Origin of the sequence: Citrobacter sedlakii (assembly GCF_018128425.1) — a bacterium.
Taxonomy (GTDB): domain Bacteria; phylum Pseudomonadota; class Gammaproteobacteria; order Enterobacterales; family Enterobacteriaceae; genus Citrobacter_A; species Citrobacter_A sedlakii.
Genome location: NZ_CP071070.1, coordinates 1,476,464 through 1,492,973, shown reverse-complemented (window position 1 = coordinate 1,492,973; position 16,510 = coordinate 1,476,464). Strand labels below are relative to the sequence as shown.

General features: G+C 54.4%; 16 protein-coding genes. 6 read left to right on the top strand and 10 right to left on the bottom strand.

All coding sequences use genetic code 11. The features are described from left to right. Window positions 1-16: 16 nt before the first annotated feature. Complete coding sequence (alaC, locus tag JY391_RS07100; protein ID WP_042290790.1) at window positions 17-1,255, bottom strand: alanine transaminase; 1,239 nt, start codon at window positions 1,253-1,255, stop codon at window positions 17-19. 386 nt (window positions 1,256-1,641) lie between these two features. Between alaC and ypdA the strand changes: the two genes are divergently transcribed. Together ypdA and JY391_RS07090 are read left to right on the top strand one after the other, a co-directional pair. Further along, the gene (ypdA, locus tag JY391_RS07095) at window positions 1,642-3,336 is read left to right on the top strand and encodes a two-component system sensor histidine kinase YpdA (protein ID WP_120714890.1); all 1,695 of its coding nucleotides are present in this window, start codon (window positions 1,642-1,644) and stop codon (window positions 3,334-3,336) included. A 14-nt stretch (window positions 3,337-3,350) separates the two neighbouring features. Then, window positions 3,351-4,085 (top strand): LytR/AlgR family response regulator transcription factor, encoded by a 735-nt coding sequence (locus tag JY391_RS07090; protein WP_042290791.1) that lies wholly within the window; start codon window positions 3,351-3,353, stop codon window positions 4,083-4,085. Window positions 4,086-4,127: 42 nt separating this feature from the next. Here JY391_RS07090 and JY391_RS07085 read toward each other — a convergent pair whose 3' ends face one another. The 6 genes from JY391_RS07085 to glk form a co-directional block, all read right to left on the bottom strand. Beyond that, entirely contained in the window at window positions 4,128-4,610 is a 483-nt protein-coding gene (locus JY391_RS07085; protein ID WP_042290793.1) for a cold-shock protein, read from the bottom strand. A gap of 76 nt (window positions 4,611-4,686) precedes the next feature. Beyond that, window positions 4,687-5,226, bottom strand: a complete 540-nt coding sequence (locus JY391_RS07080; protein ID WP_060570085.1) for a DUF2058 domain-containing protein — start codon at window positions 5,224-5,226, stop codon at window positions 4,687-4,689. A gap of 163 nt (window positions 5,227-5,389) precedes the next feature. Continuing rightward, on the bottom strand, window positions 5,390-5,815 hold the full coding sequence (arsC, locus tag JY391_RS07075) for a glutaredoxin-dependent arsenate reductase (protein ID WP_211935460.1): 426 nt from the start codon (window positions 5,813-5,815) through the stop codon (window positions 5,390-5,392). Window positions 5,816-5,827: 12 nt separating this feature from the next. Beyond that, a complete protein-coding gene (locus tag JY391_RS07070; RefSeq protein ID WP_181823248.1) occupies window positions 5,828-7,117 on the bottom strand; it encodes an arsenic transporter in 1,290 nt (429 codons plus the stop codon). Between the two features lie 41 nt (window positions 7,118-7,158). Then, complete coding sequence (locus JY391_RS07065) at window positions 7,159-7,479, bottom strand: metalloregulator ArsR/SmtB family transcription factor (RefSeq protein WP_211935459.1); 321 nt, start codon at window positions 7,477-7,479, stop codon at window positions 7,159-7,161. 456 nt (window positions 7,480-7,935) lie between these two features. Then, on the bottom strand, window positions 7,936-8,901 hold the full coding sequence (glk, locus tag JY391_RS07060; protein WP_199956625.1) for a glucokinase: 966 nt from the start codon (window positions 8,899-8,901) through the stop codon (window positions 7,936-7,938). Between the two features lie 204 nt (window positions 8,902-9,105). Between glk and JY391_RS07055 the strand changes: the two genes are divergently transcribed. Further along, entirely contained in the window at window positions 9,106-10,341 is a 1,236-nt protein-coding gene (locus tag JY391_RS07055; RefSeq protein ID WP_211935458.1) for an ion channel protein, read from the top strand. Here JY391_RS07055 and JY391_RS07050 read toward each other — a convergent pair whose 3' ends face one another. Continuing rightward, a complete protein-coding gene (locus JY391_RS07050; protein WP_211935457.1) occupies window positions 10,342-11,997 on the bottom strand; it encodes an alpha-keto acid decarboxylase family protein in 1,656 nt (551 codons plus the stop codon). Window positions 11,998-12,179: 182 nt separating this feature from the next. Here JY391_RS07050 and mgrA point away from each other — a divergent pair, with 182 nt between their 5' ends. Beyond that, window positions 12,180-13,178: an L-glyceraldehyde 3-phosphate reductase gene (gene mgrA / locus JY391_RS07045; protein ID WP_211935456.1), complete on the top strand. Its 999-nt coding sequence runs from the start codon at window positions 12,180-12,182 to the stop codon at window positions 13,176-13,178. A 127-nt stretch (window positions 13,179-13,305) separates the two neighbouring features. Then, window positions 13,306-13,638 carry a DUF2502 domain-containing protein YpeC gene (ypeC, locus tag JY391_RS07040; RefSeq protein WP_042290806.1) on the top strand — a complete coding sequence of 111 codons (333 nt, stop codon included), beginning with the start codon at window positions 13,306-13,308 and terminating at the stop codon, window positions 13,636-13,638. A gap of 46 nt (window positions 13,639-13,684) precedes the next feature. On the opposite strand, the gene JY391_RS07035 is transcribed toward ypeC, so the two are convergent. Both JY391_RS07035 and JY391_RS24045 read right to left on the bottom strand, forming a co-directional pair. Continuing rightward, entirely contained in the window at window positions 13,685-14,923 is a 1,239-nt protein-coding gene (locus JY391_RS07035; protein ID WP_211935455.1) for an Nramp family divalent metal transporter, read from the bottom strand. Continuing rightward, complete coding sequence (locus JY391_RS24045) at window positions 14,904-15,068, bottom strand: hypothetical protein (protein ID WP_420244010.1); 165 nt, start codon at window positions 15,066-15,068, stop codon at window positions 14,904-14,906. Before JY391_RS24045 ends, JY391_RS07035 begins: the two co-directional genes overlap by 20 nt. 198 nt (window positions 15,069-15,266) lie before the next feature. Between JY391_RS24045 and nupC the strand changes: the two genes are divergently transcribed. Then, window positions 15,267-16,469 carry a nucleoside permease NupC gene (nupC, locus tag JY391_RS07030; protein ID WP_042290810.1) on the top strand — a complete coding sequence of 401 codons (1,203 nt, stop codon included), beginning with the start codon at window positions 15,267-15,269 and terminating at the stop codon, window positions 16,467-16,469. Window positions 16,470-16,510 lie beyond the last annotated feature (41 nt).

Sequence of the window (16,510 nt, the reverse complement as noted above, 5' to 3'; positions counted from 1 at the left end):
CCGCTAAAACGGTGGCTTAGCTGGCGGATTCAGAAACGGACTTTGCCGCAGCAGGCAACAGCCCGTCCGCGCGGAACATTGCTTTGATACCTCTGATAGCCTGACGAATACGATCGCGATTCTCAATGAGCGCAAAGCGCACGTGCGTATCGCCATAGTCACCGAAACCGATGCCCGGCGACACGCAGACCTTTGCGTCATTCAGCAGTTTTTTGGCGAACTCCAGCGACCCCATTGCCGCATACTGTTCCGGGATTTTTGCCCACACATACATAGACGCCCTGGGCATATCGACCATCCACCCGGCTTCATGCAGCCCTTTCACCAGAACGTCGCGGCGGCGCTTGTACTGCTCAGCAATGTCTCGCACGCACTGCTGGTCACCTTCCAGCGCCGCAATCGCCGCGACCTGCAGCGGCGTAAAAGTGCCGTAATCATGGTAACTTTTAATTCTCGCCAGCGCGCTGACCAGCGTTTTGTTGCCGACCATAAAACCAATGCGCCAGCCCGCCATGTTGTAGCTTTTCGACAAGGTGAAAAACTCCACCGCCACGTCGCGCGCACCGGGCACCTGCATGATCGACGGCGCTTTCCAGCCGTCATACACGATGTCGGCATAGGCCAGATCGTGAACCACCAGCACGTCATAGCGCTTCGCCAGCGCCACGACCCTCTCAAAAAATTCCAGTTCCACGCACTGGGCGGTTGGGTTCGATGGAAAACCGAGAATCATCATCTTCGGCTTCGGATAACTTTCGCGGATCGCACGCTCAAGCTCGTTGAAGAAATCGACGCCTTCCACCAACGGCACCGATCGCACCTGGGCACCGGCTATCACCGCGCCGTAAATATGGATGGGATAACTGGGGTTGGGTACCAGCACGGTATCGCCATGATCGAGCGTAGCCAGCATCAGGTGCGCCAGCCCCTCTTTCGAACCGATGGTAACAATAGCCTCAGATTCCGGATCGATATCGACCGCATACCGTTCCTGATACCAGCGGGAGATCGCCCGGCGCAGGCGCGGTATACCGCGAGAGGTGGAATAACCGTGCGTATCCGGGCGCTGGGCTACGGTGCACAATTTTTCGACAATGTGAGGCGGCGTCGCGCCGTCCGGGTTTCCCATACTGAAATCGATAATGTCTTCGCCGCGCCGACGCGCAGCCATTTTCAGTTCAGCTGTGATGTTAAACACATAGGGAGGGAGACGATCGATACGCGTAAAGCGACGTTCAGGGCGAGAGTCAGCCATAATTTCCTCAGATTAACGTTAGCGCCCGGACCGTCCGAGCGACGCTGCCACGATGGTGGCACGCTTAGAAAATAGCCTGAATAATTTCTCGCTGTCGAGAGGGAAAGGAAAATATTTTTTCACCCACAAAAAGGGGAAGTACTATTTTAAACGGGGAAACTTCGTAGTTTTACTGGTTTCGAAGGTTACTTTTTAATAACATTTTGTCCTTAAACTAATAACCAATCTGCCCACTGTTTTTGCAAGGGCCCTGTCATTAAACCGCTTTATTAACTATCCCCTTTTGAAAACAGGGTTTTTCCTCATTAGAAAGGTTGATGAGTACGCTGGTGATCGGCGCCACGGTTACCTATCATAGTGTTTTCCCCTTTTGGCCAGAGTCCTCCGTGCACGAAATATTTACTATGCTGCTGGCGGTGTTTGATCGGGCAGCGCTGATGCTTTTCTGCTTGTTCTTTCTTATCCGCATCCGACTGTTTCGCGAACTGCTGCATAAGTCGGCCCATACGCCCAAAGAGCTACTCGCCGTCACCGCGATTTTTTCGCTGTTCGCCCTGTTCAGCACCTGGTCAGGCGTTCCGGTAGAAGGTTCGCTGGTGAATGTGCGGATCATCGCCGTGATGTCCGGCGGGATTCTGTTTGGTCCCTGGGTAGGCATCATCACCGGCGTGATTGCCGGTACCCACCGCTATCTGATCGATATCGGCGGCGTCACCGCCGTCCCCTGCTTTATCACCAGCATACTGGCAGGCTGCATCGCAGGCTGGATCAACCAGCGGGTCCCTAAAGCGCAGCACTGGCGCGTAGGGATATTAGGCGGCATGCTGTGCGAAACGCTGACCATGATTCTGGTGATCGTCTGGGCGCCGACGACCGCTCTGGGGCTGGATATCGTTTCCAAGATCGGCATTCCCATGATCCTCGGCAGCGTCTGCATTGGCTTTATTGTGCTGCTGGTGCGAAGCGTTGAAGGGGAAAAAGAGGCCAGCGCGGCGCGCCAGGCCAAACTGGCGCTGGACATCGCTAACAAAACCCTGCCCCTGTTTCGCCACGTGAACAGCGAATCGCTACGTCAGATCTGCGAAATCATTCGCCATGATATTCATGCCGACGCCGTGGCGATCACCAACACTCAGCATGTACTGGCTTATGTAGGCGTCGGTGAAACAAACTACCGCGATCGCGACGACATGATTAGCCCCACCACCCGGCAGGCGATCAATTACGGAAAAATCATTATTAAAAACAATGATGAAGCGCACCGAACGCCGGAAATTCATTCGATGCTGGTGATTCCGCTTTGGGAAAAAGGTGTGGTGACCGGTACGCTGAAGATTTACTACTGCCATGCGCACCAGATCACTTCATCCCTGCAGGAGATGGCGGTGGGACTGTCGCAGATCATTTCGACCCAACTGGAAGTGTCGCGCACTGAACAACTGCGGGAAATGGCAAATAAGGCAGAGCTTCGCGCGCTTCAAAGTAAAATTAATCCTCATTTCCTGTTTAATGCGCTGAACGCGATATCGTCGTCGATCCGACTGAATCCGGACACCGCCCGTCAGCTGATTTTTAACCTGTCGCGATACCTGCGCTATAACATCGAATTAAAAGACGACGAACAGATCGACATTAAGAAAGAGCTGTATCAGATAAAAGATTATATCGCCATTGAGCAGGCCCGCTTTGGCGATAAGTTGACGGTGATATATGACATCGACGAAGAGGTTAACTGCGCGATTCCCAGCCTGCTGATTCAGCCGCTGGTGGAAAACGCTATTGTCCACGGTATTCAGCCCTGTAAAGGGAAAGGCGTGGTGACCATCAGCGTGGCGGAATGCGGCAATCGGGTGCGCATCGCGGTGCGCGATACCGGTCACGGCATCGACCCGAAAGTGATCGCGCGCGTCGAATCCAATGAAATGCCTGGCAATAAAATCGGCCTGCTTAACGTCCATCATCGCGTTAAGCTGTTATACGGGGAGGGTCTGCATATACGGCGTCTGGAACCGGGCACCGAGATTGCCTTTTATGTTCCCAATCAGCGGACTGCCGCCTCACCGGCCACGTTATTGCTTTAATCCGGAGGAATACAGTGAAGGTGATCATTGTTGAAGATGAATTCCTTGCCCAGCAGGAACTGAGCTGGCTGATTAAAGAGCATAGCCAGATGGATATTGTCGGCACGTTTGACGACGGGCTGGACGTGTTGAAGTTTTTACAGCATAACCGCGTTGACGCCATTTTTCTGGATATCAACATCCCGTCCCTCGACGGCGTGCTGCTGGCGCAGAATATCAGTCAGTTCGCGCATAAGCCTTTTATTGTGTTCATCACTGCGTGGAAAGAGCATGCGGTGGAAGCGTTTGAACTGGAAGCATTTGACTATATTCTCAAGCCGTATCAGGAGTCCCGCATTGTTGGAATGCTGCAAAAACTGGAAGCAGCCTGGCACCTGCAGCAGTCCGGCGCGGCAACGGCGGGCGCGGTTATACGGGAAAATGACACCATCAATCTGGTTAAAGACGAGCGGATCATCGTCACGCCGATCAACGATATTTATTACGCCGAAGCGCATGAAAAAATGACGTTTGTCTATACGCGGCGTGATTCATACGTTATGCCTGTCAACCTCACGGAGTTCTGCAATAAGCTGCCGCCTGCCCATTTCTTCCGCTGCCATCGTTCGTTCTGCGTTAACCTGAACAAAATTCGCGAGATCGAACCCTGGTTCAACAATACCTATATATTGCGGCTAAAAGATCTGGAATTTGAGGTGCCGGTGAGCCGGAGTAAGGTGAAAGAGTTCAGACAGCTTATGCATCTGTGAAGGGGTAACCGGGCGCATCGCGCCCGTTTGCACGCCGCAATGTTAGATTTTGAGCAACTTCACCGTGGCGTCCACGTCAATCTCATCTTCGGAAAAGATCAACGTCGTTCCCTGAAAGGTGGTGATCGCCAGCTTTTTCACGGTCCGCATCTCGCCCGGCTTCACGGCAGATTTTGGACGGATATTGCTCATCAGAACACCGACCGACAACACCGCATTTTCTTTATCGATGGGGGCATCGACAGGCACTTCTTCGCTGAAGACCACAAACGATTTGATCGAGGTAAGCTTAAGCCGCTCGCCCGCAATGTAAATATATTTGCTGTCCGGAATGACCTTCACCGCATACGCCGACAGCCCTTTGTTGTTGGTGGTGGGTTCGAAGGTGACCTGAGCATCTTTCTTAATCAGCTCCGGATTGGCGACCTTAATCACATGAAAGTAGCGATTATCGCCATTTTCATCTTTGATAAATCCGAAGCCTTTATCTTTAAACCACGTTGTGATTGTTCCGTTCATCGCCATTACCGCCTGTTGTTCATACCGGATTATTTTAACGCGCGCAGTGTAAAGCCTAAAGGCCGGGATGAATAGCCGTTCATCACCACATCAAATCATCAGGCACTTTGAAATCAGCATACGGATCGTCTTCTTCAGCTTCTTCCGCACTCAACGCGCTGTTCAGGACAATACAGCTCGCATCACGCTGGGCAATCTTATCGGCAACGCTCGCCGGAATAATCGCGTATTCATTTTCGCCGTTGCTGTCATTGACCAAACGGGCAATGGCCAGACGACCATTGATCAGCTGCGTCTGAGTGAGCTTATCAACGTCGATTTTCTTGATCAGATTATTGTCGGTGAAGTTAAAACCAATATTGCCTTTGGCCACGGTGATCCTGTTCATTTCGATGAGCTGCTTCACCTGCGCTTTTAGTTCCTTCGCCAGAACGGCCTGTTTCTGCTGCTCGCTGAGTTGCTTGTCACGCTCAAGCTGGGCTTTTTTATTTTCTTCCACCGCTTCTCTGGCTTCCCGCGCCTGAACACGTGATTTCTTCGCCGTTCTCTGGACTTTAGCCATCTTTTTACTGCTGACCAGTCCCGCTTTGAGCATTTGCTCCTGTAAGGTAAGTTTTGTCATCTTGCCGTCTGAATCTGTTAGGGAGTTTTTGTGATTATACCTGCAAGCTGACGTAGCGCAGACCGATTTTTCGGGATGACGATAATCAGCACGAGGAACGCCGCTGACATTGCCGCTTAAATCGGGTTGTTTGTTCCCCTGGATAACGTCACGCGGCGGCAGATTACTTCAGCCGTTTCCCTGTCTCGTCAATCACCTTTTCTCCATCTTCTTTGGTAAATGCGCCTTTCTGACCGTCAGGAAGAATATCCAGCACACGTTCCGAAGGCCGGCACAAGCGGGTGCCAAGCGGCGTGACCACGATCGGTCGATTAATCAGGATCGGATACTGAAGCATAAAATCGATCAACTGCTCGTCGGTAAAGCGGTCTTCTTCAAGGCCCAACAGGGCATACGGTTCAACGTTCTGACGCAATAACTCACGCGCCGTTATCCCCATATCAGCAATGAGCTTACTCAGTTCATTGCGGGTGGGCGGGGTATCAAGATAATAAATAATTGTCGGTTCGTGACCGCTGTTACGGATCATCTCCAGCGTGTTCCGGGAAGTGCCGCAGGCCGGGTTGTGATAAAGGGTAATGCTGCTCATTTCAGTATCTCATTAAAAAGTGACAGAGAGCCGCCAGGCCAGCGCGGCGAGCGTCACAAACAGCACAGGCAGGGTCATGACGATCCCCGTGCGGAAGTAATAGCCCCAGGTGATGGTCATATTCTTTTGAGCCAGCACATGCAGCCACAGCAGAGTCGCCAGGCTGCCAATAGGCGTGATCTTCGGCCCTAAATCGCAGCCGATCGCATTGGCATAGATCATCGCTTCTTTGACGATGCCATTCGCGGCGCTCCCGTCAATCGACAGCGCGCCAATCAGCACGGTCGGCATATTATTCATGACCGACGAAAGAAACGCCGTCAGGAAGCCGGTCCCAAAGGTTGCGGCGAGGATCCCTTTGTCCGCCAGCAGATTCAACACGCCAGACAGATACAGCGTCAGTCCCGCATTGCGCAGTCCGTAAACCACCAAATACATGCCCAGCGAGAAAATCACGATCTGCCAGGGAGCGCCGCGCAGGACGTTGCCAGTATTAATCACACGGCCTCTTTTCGCCACCGCAAACAGCACTGCCGCGCCCACTGCCGCTATCGCACTGACGGGGATCCCCAACGGTTCCAGAACAAAGAAACCGACAAGCAGGGACAGAAGAACCATCCAGCCTGCTCTGAAGGTCGCCGGATCTTTAATCGCACTGGCGGGAGCGTTGAGTCGGGAGATCTCATACGTTGCCGGAATATCCCGGCGAAAGAAAAGGTGCAACATCACCAGCGTCGAGGCAATCGCGGCCAGATCCACGGGGATCATAACCGAGGCGTACTGCGTAAAGCCCAGACTGAAGAAATCGGCCGAAACGATATTCACCAGGTTAGAAACAATCAGCGGCAGACTGGCGGTATCCGCGATGAACCCCGCCGCCATGACAAAGGCCAGCGTGGCGCCTTTGCTGAAGCCCAGCGCAAGCAGCATCGCAATAACGATCGGCGTCAGGATCAGCGCGGCGCCGTCGTTGGCAAACAGCGCGGCAACGCTGGCGCCGAGCAAAACTATCCAGGTGAACAGCAAGCGCCCACGTCCCTTCCCCCATCGGGCGACGTGTAGCGCGGCCCATTCAAAGAAACCGGACTCATCGAGTAACAAACTGATAATGATCACGGCGATAAAAGCGGCGGTCGCGTTCCAGACGATATTCCAGACTACGGGGATATCATCGAAATGAATGACGCCCGTGCCCAGCGCCAGAACTGCCCCGATCGTCGCGCTCCAGCCGATACTGAGCCCCCTGGGTTGCCAGATAACCAGTACCAGCGTAAGTAAAAAAAGACTCCCTGCCAACAGCATTTCAGGCTCCAACATATGTTTATACGTATATGATATTTGATTTAACAGGAGGTGCGGGCAGACTTCGCCAACCCGTCACGCACGTCCTCGCGCAGACACTGCCAGGAGATCGCGATCGTCTCGGCCGCCCACGCCGGCATATGTGGAGACAGACGATAGTGGATCCATTTACCTTCACGACGGTCAAGGACAAGCCCGGCCTCGCGCAGAATCGCTATATGCCGCGAGATCTTAGGCTGTGAGGCGGCGGTAGCCGCACAGATTTCGCAAACGCACATCTCCCCGGATTCCCGAAGTAGCATGACAATGGCGAGTCGGGTTTCGTCCGAGAGAATTTTGAAAAGTTGAACAGGTTGCCGCATTTCTCGCTCCATAAGCCTTTCCAGACACATATGGTAAATCATATTTGTTCGCATTGAAATGATGGGGCTGTTACAGCACTAAATTAAGGCGCGTCAGGGGGGAGAAGATATGGTTACGACAAGGCCTTCGAAAACGGTGTCTCTAATGCGCAACATACCCTGTCGGGCGTAAAGCCGATAAGCGCGGTCATTGTCCTCAGGCCCTTCCAGCCATCAATAATTATTTTGGCGGCCACGGGCAAGTCGATGATTTTTCAAACATACGCTGACCATAATGCGTATGGGTCTCGCGGCTATCCAGAGAGAGTTTGTTGAGAAGAATGTCCTGGCTATCTGTGGCAGGAAGCGTGTTTTCCCATGTCAGCTTCATATAGCCAATCGACAACATTCAGGTCATGTTGACAAAGAGAATGGGTATCCGGCGCCGGACAGCGCAAGCGGCTGTCCGGCATCCGACTAAAGAATTTGCCCTAACGTCTGGCGCAGATGCGCGCCTGCGCCAAGCAGACCGGGATTATCATGAACAATCAAATAAACCGGAATATCCTGCACATAAGCCTTAAAACGTCCTTTATCTTCAAAAGCGCCGCGGAAGCCGGAGGCTTTGAAAAATTCAAGGAAACGCGGCACGATGCCGCCAGCGATGTACACGCCGCCAAAGGTACCAAGGTTCAACGCCAGGTTGCCGCCAAAGCGCCCCATGATCACGCAGAAAAGCGACAGCGCGCGACGGCTGTCGATACAGCTGTCCGCCAGCGCCCGCCCGGTGATGTCTTTTGGCTGTAGATTTTCCGGCAGACGGCCATCTGCTTTGACAATCGCCCGGTACAGATTCACCAGACCCGGTCCGGAAAGTACGCGTTCGGCGGAAACGTGACCGATTTCGGCGCGCAGCACTTCCAGGATGATCCCCTCTTCTTCACTGTTAGGGGCGAAATCCACATGCCCCCCCTCACCCGGCAGGCTGATCCAACGCTTGTCGACGTGTACCAGATGCGACACGCCCAGCCCGGTTCCGGCGCCATACACCGCAATAGGCTTACCTTCAACCGGCTCCGCCCCGCCAAACTGGATTAAATCCTCTTTCTTCAGCATCGGGATCGCCATCGACACCGCGGTGAAATCATTGATGATTTCGAGATGGCTGAAGCCGAGGTTCTTTTTCATTTCCGCAATAGAAAATGCCCAGGTATGGTTGGTCATAGCGACCCAGTCGCCGGTGATCGGACAGGCGATCGCGATACACCCATCTTCCACGCTCGCCTGATGTTCGTCGAGGTAAACCCGGACAACGGCTTCGAGGCTGGGATAATCGAGGCCGGAATACGTTTTGGCCTGCGAGATTTCACCGCTGTCGACGTTACACAGAGCAAGGCGCGCGTTGGTGCCGCCCACATCGCCCACTAAAGCATACTTTGTCATTCTTCTACTGCTCCGCTAAAGTCAAAATAAGTCTTTGCCACACTGTAAATTCACAGGGGCATAACAACAACGCCAGAAAGGCGAGTCCCCTGAAAATATCGATCCCGGTCACACAATAACTTTATCGTTTCAGCACCATTTGCCGCGTCGCTGAAAGGCAACTGCGGCAAACTGAGCGCGAGATTCGGCATTAAGGAAAAAACCATGCTCCATCCGCGAGCCAGAACCATGCTGTTATTGTCGCTTCCCGCGTTAATTCTTGGGATAGCGTCAAGTTTAGTCCTTATTGTAGTAATGAAATTTGCTTCAGTATTGCAGCTTGTCCTGTGGCAGCGCCTGCCGGGCAGTTTCGGACTTGTCCCGGATTCCCCAGCCTGGATAATGCTCATCCTGACGCTGACCGGCGTACTGGTGGGACTGGTGATCCGCTACAGCCCGGGTCACGCCGGACCCGATCCGGCGACCGAGCCGTTGATCAGCGCCCCGGTCGCGCCTGGCGCGCTGCCAGGCCTGATTGTGGCGCTGGTGCTGGGGCTGGCAGGCGGGGTTAGCCTCGGGCCGGAACATCCCATCATGGCCGTGAATATTGCGCTGGCGGTGGCGTTGGGCAGTCGTTTAATGCCGCGAGTAAATTCACTCGACTGGACGATACTGGCTTCCGCAGGCACGATTGGCGCGTTGTTTGGCACCCCTGTCGCTGCCGCACTGATCTTTTCGCAAACGCTGAACAGTTCTGACGATGTTCCGCTCTGGGATCGTCTTTTCGCCCCGCTGATGGCCGCAGCGGCAGGGTCTTTGACCACCAGTCTGTTCTTCCATCCTCATTTTTCGCTGCCCATTGCCCATTACACGCAAATGCGGCTGGTGGATATTTTCAGCGGCGCAGTGGTCGCGGCGATCGCCATAGCCGCAGGGATGGTGGCGGTATGGTGCCTGCCGCGTCTGCATTTTTTGCTACATCGGCTAAAAAGCCCGGTGCTTATTCTTGGCGTCGGCGGATTCATGCTCGGCGTACTGGGGGTGATTGGCGGTCCCCTGTCGCTGTTTAAAGGCCTGGATGAAATGCAACAGATGGCGTTCAGTCAGACCCTTAGCGCTACGGACTTTTTCCTGCTGGCGGTGATCAAACTCGCGGCGCTGGTAGTGGCGGCCGCCTGCGGGTTTCGCGGCGGGCGAATCTTCCCGGCTGTCTTTGTCGGCGTCGCATTAGGATTGATGCTGCACGCGCATGTCGACGCGGTACCGGCGGCGATTACCGTCTCCTGCGCGATTCTCGGCATGGTGCTGGTTGTTACCCGCGACGCCTGGCTCAGTTTATTTATGGCCGCCGTGGTGGTGCCCGACGCCAATCTGCTGCCGCTGTTGTGCATCGTTATGCTGCCGGCATGGCTGCTGCTTGCCGGCAAGCCGATGATGCTTGCTCACCGACGGGAAAAATAGTCATCCGCTGTTGCGTGACTCCAGCGCCCGGGTCACCGCGCGCAGCAGCGCCGGTACGTCGGCTTTTGGCAGTATCACTTCAACCAACGACAGCCGCTGTGGCTGCGACAGGCGCGCCAGCACCTCTTTCAGTTGGATAGCCTGACTGACCTGCCAGCACGCCGCGCCTTCCTTCAGGCTGAAAGCGCGGGGTATCTGGGTCCAGTTCCACGGCGCAATGTCGTTATAACGCTGTGTTTCACCGTGGATCGCCCGTTCAACGGTATATCCGTCGTTGTTAAGCAGCAGAATGACAGGCGACAATGCTTCCCGCAACATCGATCCTATTTCCTGAATCGTCAGTTGTGCCGCGCCATCGCCGGTTATCAGTATCACCCGCCGCCCGGGCGCCGCCAACTGCGCGCCAAAGGTCGCCGGGAGCGCATAACCAATCGATCCCCACAGCGGTTGCACCAGCAGTTCCGCGCCGGTCGGCAGTGACAGACTGGCTGCGCCAAAGGCCGCCGTTCCTTGATCCGCCACAAGGATATCCCCTGGCTGGAGGGCCTGCTGCACGGTATGCCAGAAGTTTTCCTGGGTCAGCGATCCTTTTTCGACCCTCGCTGATTCGCCCGCGGGCTTCACAGGTAGCGGCGCAAACGACAGCTCCAGGCACAGCTCTCGCAGGGTGGTCACGGCCTGTTCCATCGATAAACCGCTGAACCATGTCTGGCCGACCCGGGCGCCCTGCGGCTGAATGTCTATCGTGCGCTGCGCCGCAAACTGTTGGGTAAATCCGGCAGTAAGCGTGTCGACAAAACGCGTCCCCACGCAAATGGTGGTATCCGCGCCTTCGATGATCTCACGAACATATTCGCTGCTGGCCCCTGCGCTGTAGGTGCCAACAAAACCCGGCTGCTGTTCGTCAAACAGCCCTTTGCCCATGAGCAAGGTCGCATGAGGCATGGGCGTCTCGGCCATCCAGCGTTGCAGGATTGGCTGTAAATCGAATCGCCAGGCAAGAAAGTCAGCCAGCAACGCCACACGACTGCTGTTCATCAGCATCTTGCGAGCCTGATAGCGGAACGCGGTGACCACGCTCTCCTGCGATTCTGGCAACGTCAAAGAGAGTGCTCTGGTCGGCGGGAACGCCGGGCGCTTCGCCACGTCTGCGGGTAACATCAGGTAGCCAGGACGACGAGAGGTCAGCATAATTTGCATTACGCGATCAATTTCATAGCAGGCGTTGTGTTCATCCAGCACCGCGCTGGCGGCTGAGATAGCCTGGCTCATACGGTAAAAGTGCTGAAAATCCCCATCCCCCAGCGTGTGGTGCATCAGTTCTCCCCGGCGCTGCGCCCCGCTACAGGGAGCGCCGACGATGTGCAATACGGGCACGTATTCAGCATAGCTGCCTGCCAGACCGTTAATCGCGCTCAGTTCCCCAACGCCAAAGGTAGTGAGCAGCGCCCCAGCCCCCGCCACGCGGGCATAACCGTCGGCGGCGTAAGCGGCATTCAGTTCATTCGCACACCCCACCCAGCGGACAGCCGGGTGGTCAATGACATGATCAAGGAACTGCAAATTGTAATCGCCCGGTACGCCAAACAGATGTTCAATCCCACAGCCTGCCAGTCGATCAAGCAGGTAATCCGCAACGCTATAGGGATTTTGCATGACAGCTTTCCTTTTGAAGGTCATCACATGTTGAGTATTGAATAACCGTGTGGCCTGTCCAGAAAGTACCCGCGATGGGAGTGGAAAGCAGCCTTTACAGGCGGCGCGGCGCAGAATGTGATTGAAAAAGAGGCAGTGTAAACGTATACACTTTAAAGCTGAACTCACCGCGAGGAAACACAATGGTTTACCAGCCTAATGAAAATCGCTATCAGAATATGACGTTCCACCGCTGCGGTCAGAGCGGCCTGAAGTTGCCTGCCGTATCGCTCGGACTGTGGCATAACTTCGGTGATACCACCCAGGTGGAGAACAGTCGGGCGCTGCTACAACGGGCGTTTGACCTCGGCATCACGCATTTCGACCTTGCCAATAACTACGGTCCTCCGCCGGGGTCGGCTGAGCGTAACTTTGGCCGCATTCTACAGGAAGATTTTCTTCCCTGGCGCGATGAGCTGATCGTCTCCACCAAAGCGGGCTACACCATGTGGGACGGCCCGTATGGCGACTGGGGTTCCCGCAAATACCTGATTGCCAGCCTCGATCAAAGCCTGAAACGCATGGGGCTGGAGTACGTGGACATTTTCTACCACCATCGTCCGGATCCCGACACGCCGCTGCTGGAAACCATGAAAGCGCTGGACCATGTGGTGCGTCAGGGCAAAGCGCTGTACGTAGGGCTATCGAACTACCCTGCCGACCGCGCCCGTGAAGCCATCGATATCCTCAATGATTTAGGCACACCGTGTCTGATTCATCAGCCTAAATATTCCCTTTTTGAGCGCTGGGTTGAAGACGGATTACTCGCGCTATTGCAGGAAAAAGGGGTGGGTAGTATCGCCTTTTCACCGCTCGCAGGCGGACAACTCACCGATCGTTATCTTAATGGTATTCCAGCCGACTCCCGCGCGGCGAGCGGAAGCCGTTTCCTCAGACCGGAACAGTTGACAGAGGCAAAGCTGGAAAAAGTGCGTCAGTTGAACGCGCTGGCGGAAAAGCGTGGACAAAAGCTGTCGCAAATGGCGCTCGCGTGGGTGCTGCGTAACGATAACGTCACTTCGGTGCTGATTGGCGCCAGTAAGCCCGCGCAGATTGAAGATGCCGTTGGAATGCTGGCGAACCGGGCGTTCACCCCGCAGGAGTGCGCCGCGATCGACAGCATACTGAAGGGCGAAGATTAACGACGCCTTTAGCATTTCGTGCTCTCCTTCATCATTTAAGAGTTAAGGCGATAAAACGCAACTTTACTACCTCGTAAAATTGCGTTAACAGGCCGATTACGGCTTCGATCGTGAAGGAGAAAAAAGTATGTTCAGGTCACTGATTCTCGCGGCAGCCTTGCTGGCTTTTGCACCGCTGGCCGCAAACGCGGGAGAAATCACCCTGTTGCCATCGATAAAATTACACATTGGCGATCGCGACGACTATGGCAGATACTGGGACGGTGGCTACTGGCGCGACCGTGATTACTGGCATCGTCACTATGAATGGCGTGGCGACCGCTGGTGGCGACATGATAACGGCAAACACCGCGGCTGGGATAAACGCAAAGCTTACGAGCGCGGATACCGTGAAGGCTGGCGCGACCGTGACGACCATCGCGGACGTGGACGCGGCCACGGTCACAGACACCACGATTAAGCCGTTCAATACCTCACTAAGCCGGGTGGTTCACCCGGCTTATTCTTTACCGTCCCAGCGCCGTTCCCACCAGCAGCCAGATATTCAGCACCACAACCAGCACGACAATCATCCAGCCTATTAATTTCACTCTGCGGGTATTCACCAGCTCACCCATCAGCGCGCCATCACTGGTAAAGATCAACAACGGCACCAGCGCCAGCGCGATACCAAAGCTCAACAGCACCTGGCTCATCACCAGTATCCGCGTCGGATCCAACCCCAGTAAAATGACAATAAATGACGGCATCATGGTGACGACACGGCGAACCCATAAAGGAATATGGAAACGCACAAAACCCTGCATGACCACCTGTCCGGCCAGCGTTCCCACAACCGTTGATGACAGTCCTGCAGCGACCAGACTCAGTCCGAAAACCGTTGCCGCCGCATGACTGAGCAAAGGTTCAAGGGTCAGATAGGCCTGATCGAGGTCGGCTACCCCGGTATGACCACTGAAGTGAAACGCCGCAGCCGCGGTCGCCATCATCGCCAGGTTGACGAATCCGGCAATCGTCATCGCAATCGCGACATCCCATTTCGTTGCAGCATAGCGCTGCTGGCGCGTTCCACCGTGTAAATGCTGGGTAAGAGACGAGTGTAGATAAATGACGTGCGGCATTATCGTTGCGCCCAACACCCCGGCGGCCAGAAAAACCGCCTCGCCGTTCGGCAAGCTGGGAATGATCATCCCTTTACTTAATTGCGTAAGGCCTGGCCGGGAAAAAATCAGTTCGACAATATACGCCACTGCCACAAACAGCAGCAGGCCGCCGATCACTTTTTCCAACGGCTTTTGCCCCCGACGCTGCAGCATCAGGATCAGAAACGTGGCAATACCGGTTAGCACCGCCCCTTGCAGAAGCGAGACGCCAAGGATCAGTTTGAAGCCAATCGCCGCGCCGATGAACTCCGCGAGATCGGTCGCCATCGCAATAATTTCCGCTTGCACCCAGTAAAACCACACCACCGGACGGGGATAATGGTCGCGAATCTGTTCGGCCAGATTCTTGCCGGTCGCGATGCCCAGCTTCGCTGACAACACCTGAATCAGCATTGCCATCAGGTTTGCCCAAACCACCACCCACAGCAACGTATAGCCAAAGCTGGCGCCCGCCTGAATGTTAGTGGCAAAGTTGCCCGGATCGATATATCCGATAGCTGCGATGAACGCAGGTCCCATTAATGCGAGCCTTAACTTGCGCGCTGCCCTTCCACTGCTACGCTCAACGCGATCGTCTGTCATCTTGTGCCCCGGAAATATAGCCTTTGCTATGTTTAATGCTACGCCTAATGAGAATGGTTATCAAATGCAACGGTGACAGGTGATAATGATTTCTCAGATAGGCTGGAACGATAAGGTCTGCGGATACGGAAAATGCCCGCGGCATGTTTAACAATCGTTATAAGATTAGCACAAGGACGTAACTATTCACTTCGGTACTAGCCATAACAGAAGTGTATGCGTGATCACTATTTTTGAATCTCGTCACAGGTCCTGATTATAGTGTGTTTTAGATCTCGTTTTCTTTGTATCTGTTACATAGAATGTGCACGGAAATTAAACCTGCCTCATATTTGGAGCAAATATGGACCGCGTCCTTCATTTTGTCCTGGCGCTAGCCGTTGTTGCGATCCTCGCATTGCTGGTAAGCAGTGACCGTAAAAAAATTCGCATTCGTTATGTTATTCAGTTGCTTGTTATCGAAGTTTTACTGGCGTGGTTCTTCCTGAACTCCAACGTCGGGCTGGGCTTCGTGAAAGGCTTTTCCGAAATGTTCGAAAAACTGCTCGGATTCGCCAATGAAGGTACCAACTTCGTCTTTGGCAGCATGAACGATCAGGGTCTGGCTTTCTTCTTCCTGAAGGTGCTCTGCCCAATCGTCTTTATCTCCGCTTTGATTGGTATTCTTCAGCACATCCGCGTGCTGCCGGTGATCATCCGCGCGATCGGCTTCCTGTTATCCAAAGTCAACGGCATGGGTAAACTGGAATCCTTCAACGCGGTAAGTTCGCTGATCCTCGGCCAGTCTGAGAACTTTATCGCCTATAAAGATATTCTCGGCAAAATGTCCCGCAACCGTATGTACACCATGGCGGCGACGGCGATGTCGACCGTTTCCATGTCTATCGTTGGCGCGTACATGACCATGCTGGAGCCGAAGTATGTGGTGGCTGCGCTGGTGCTCAACATGTTCAGTACCTTTATCGTTCTGTCGCTGATCAACCCGTACCGCGTTGATGCCAGCGAAGAGAATATCCAGATGTCTAACCTGCACGAAGGCCAGAGCTTCTTCGAAATGCTGGGTGAGTACATCCTGGCTGGCTTTAAAGTCGCGATTATCGTTGCGGCCATGCTGATCGGCTTTATCGCCCTGATCGCCGCGCTGAACGCCCTGTTCGCTACCGTGACCGGCTGGTTCGGCTACAGCATCTCCTTCCAGGGCATCCTGGGCTATATCTTCTACCCGGTTGCGTGGGTGATGGGGGTGCCGTCCAACGAAGCGCTGCAGGTGGGCAGTATTATGGCGACCAAACTGGTTTCCAACGAATTCGTCGCAATGATGGATCTGCAGAAAATCGCCTCTACGCTCTCTCCGCGCGCGGAAGGGATCCTGTCGGTGTTCCTTGTGTCCTTCGCTAACTTCTCATCCATCGGGATTATTGCCGGCGCCATCAAAGGTCTGAACGAGGAACAAGGTAACGTTGTTTCCCGCTTTGGTCTGAAACTGGTCTACGGTTCTACGCTGGTGAGCGTGCTCTCTGCGTCTATCGCTGCGCTGGTTCTGTAAGGCAACAGCGTAATGAAAAAGCCGGAGACGCTTTCTCCGGC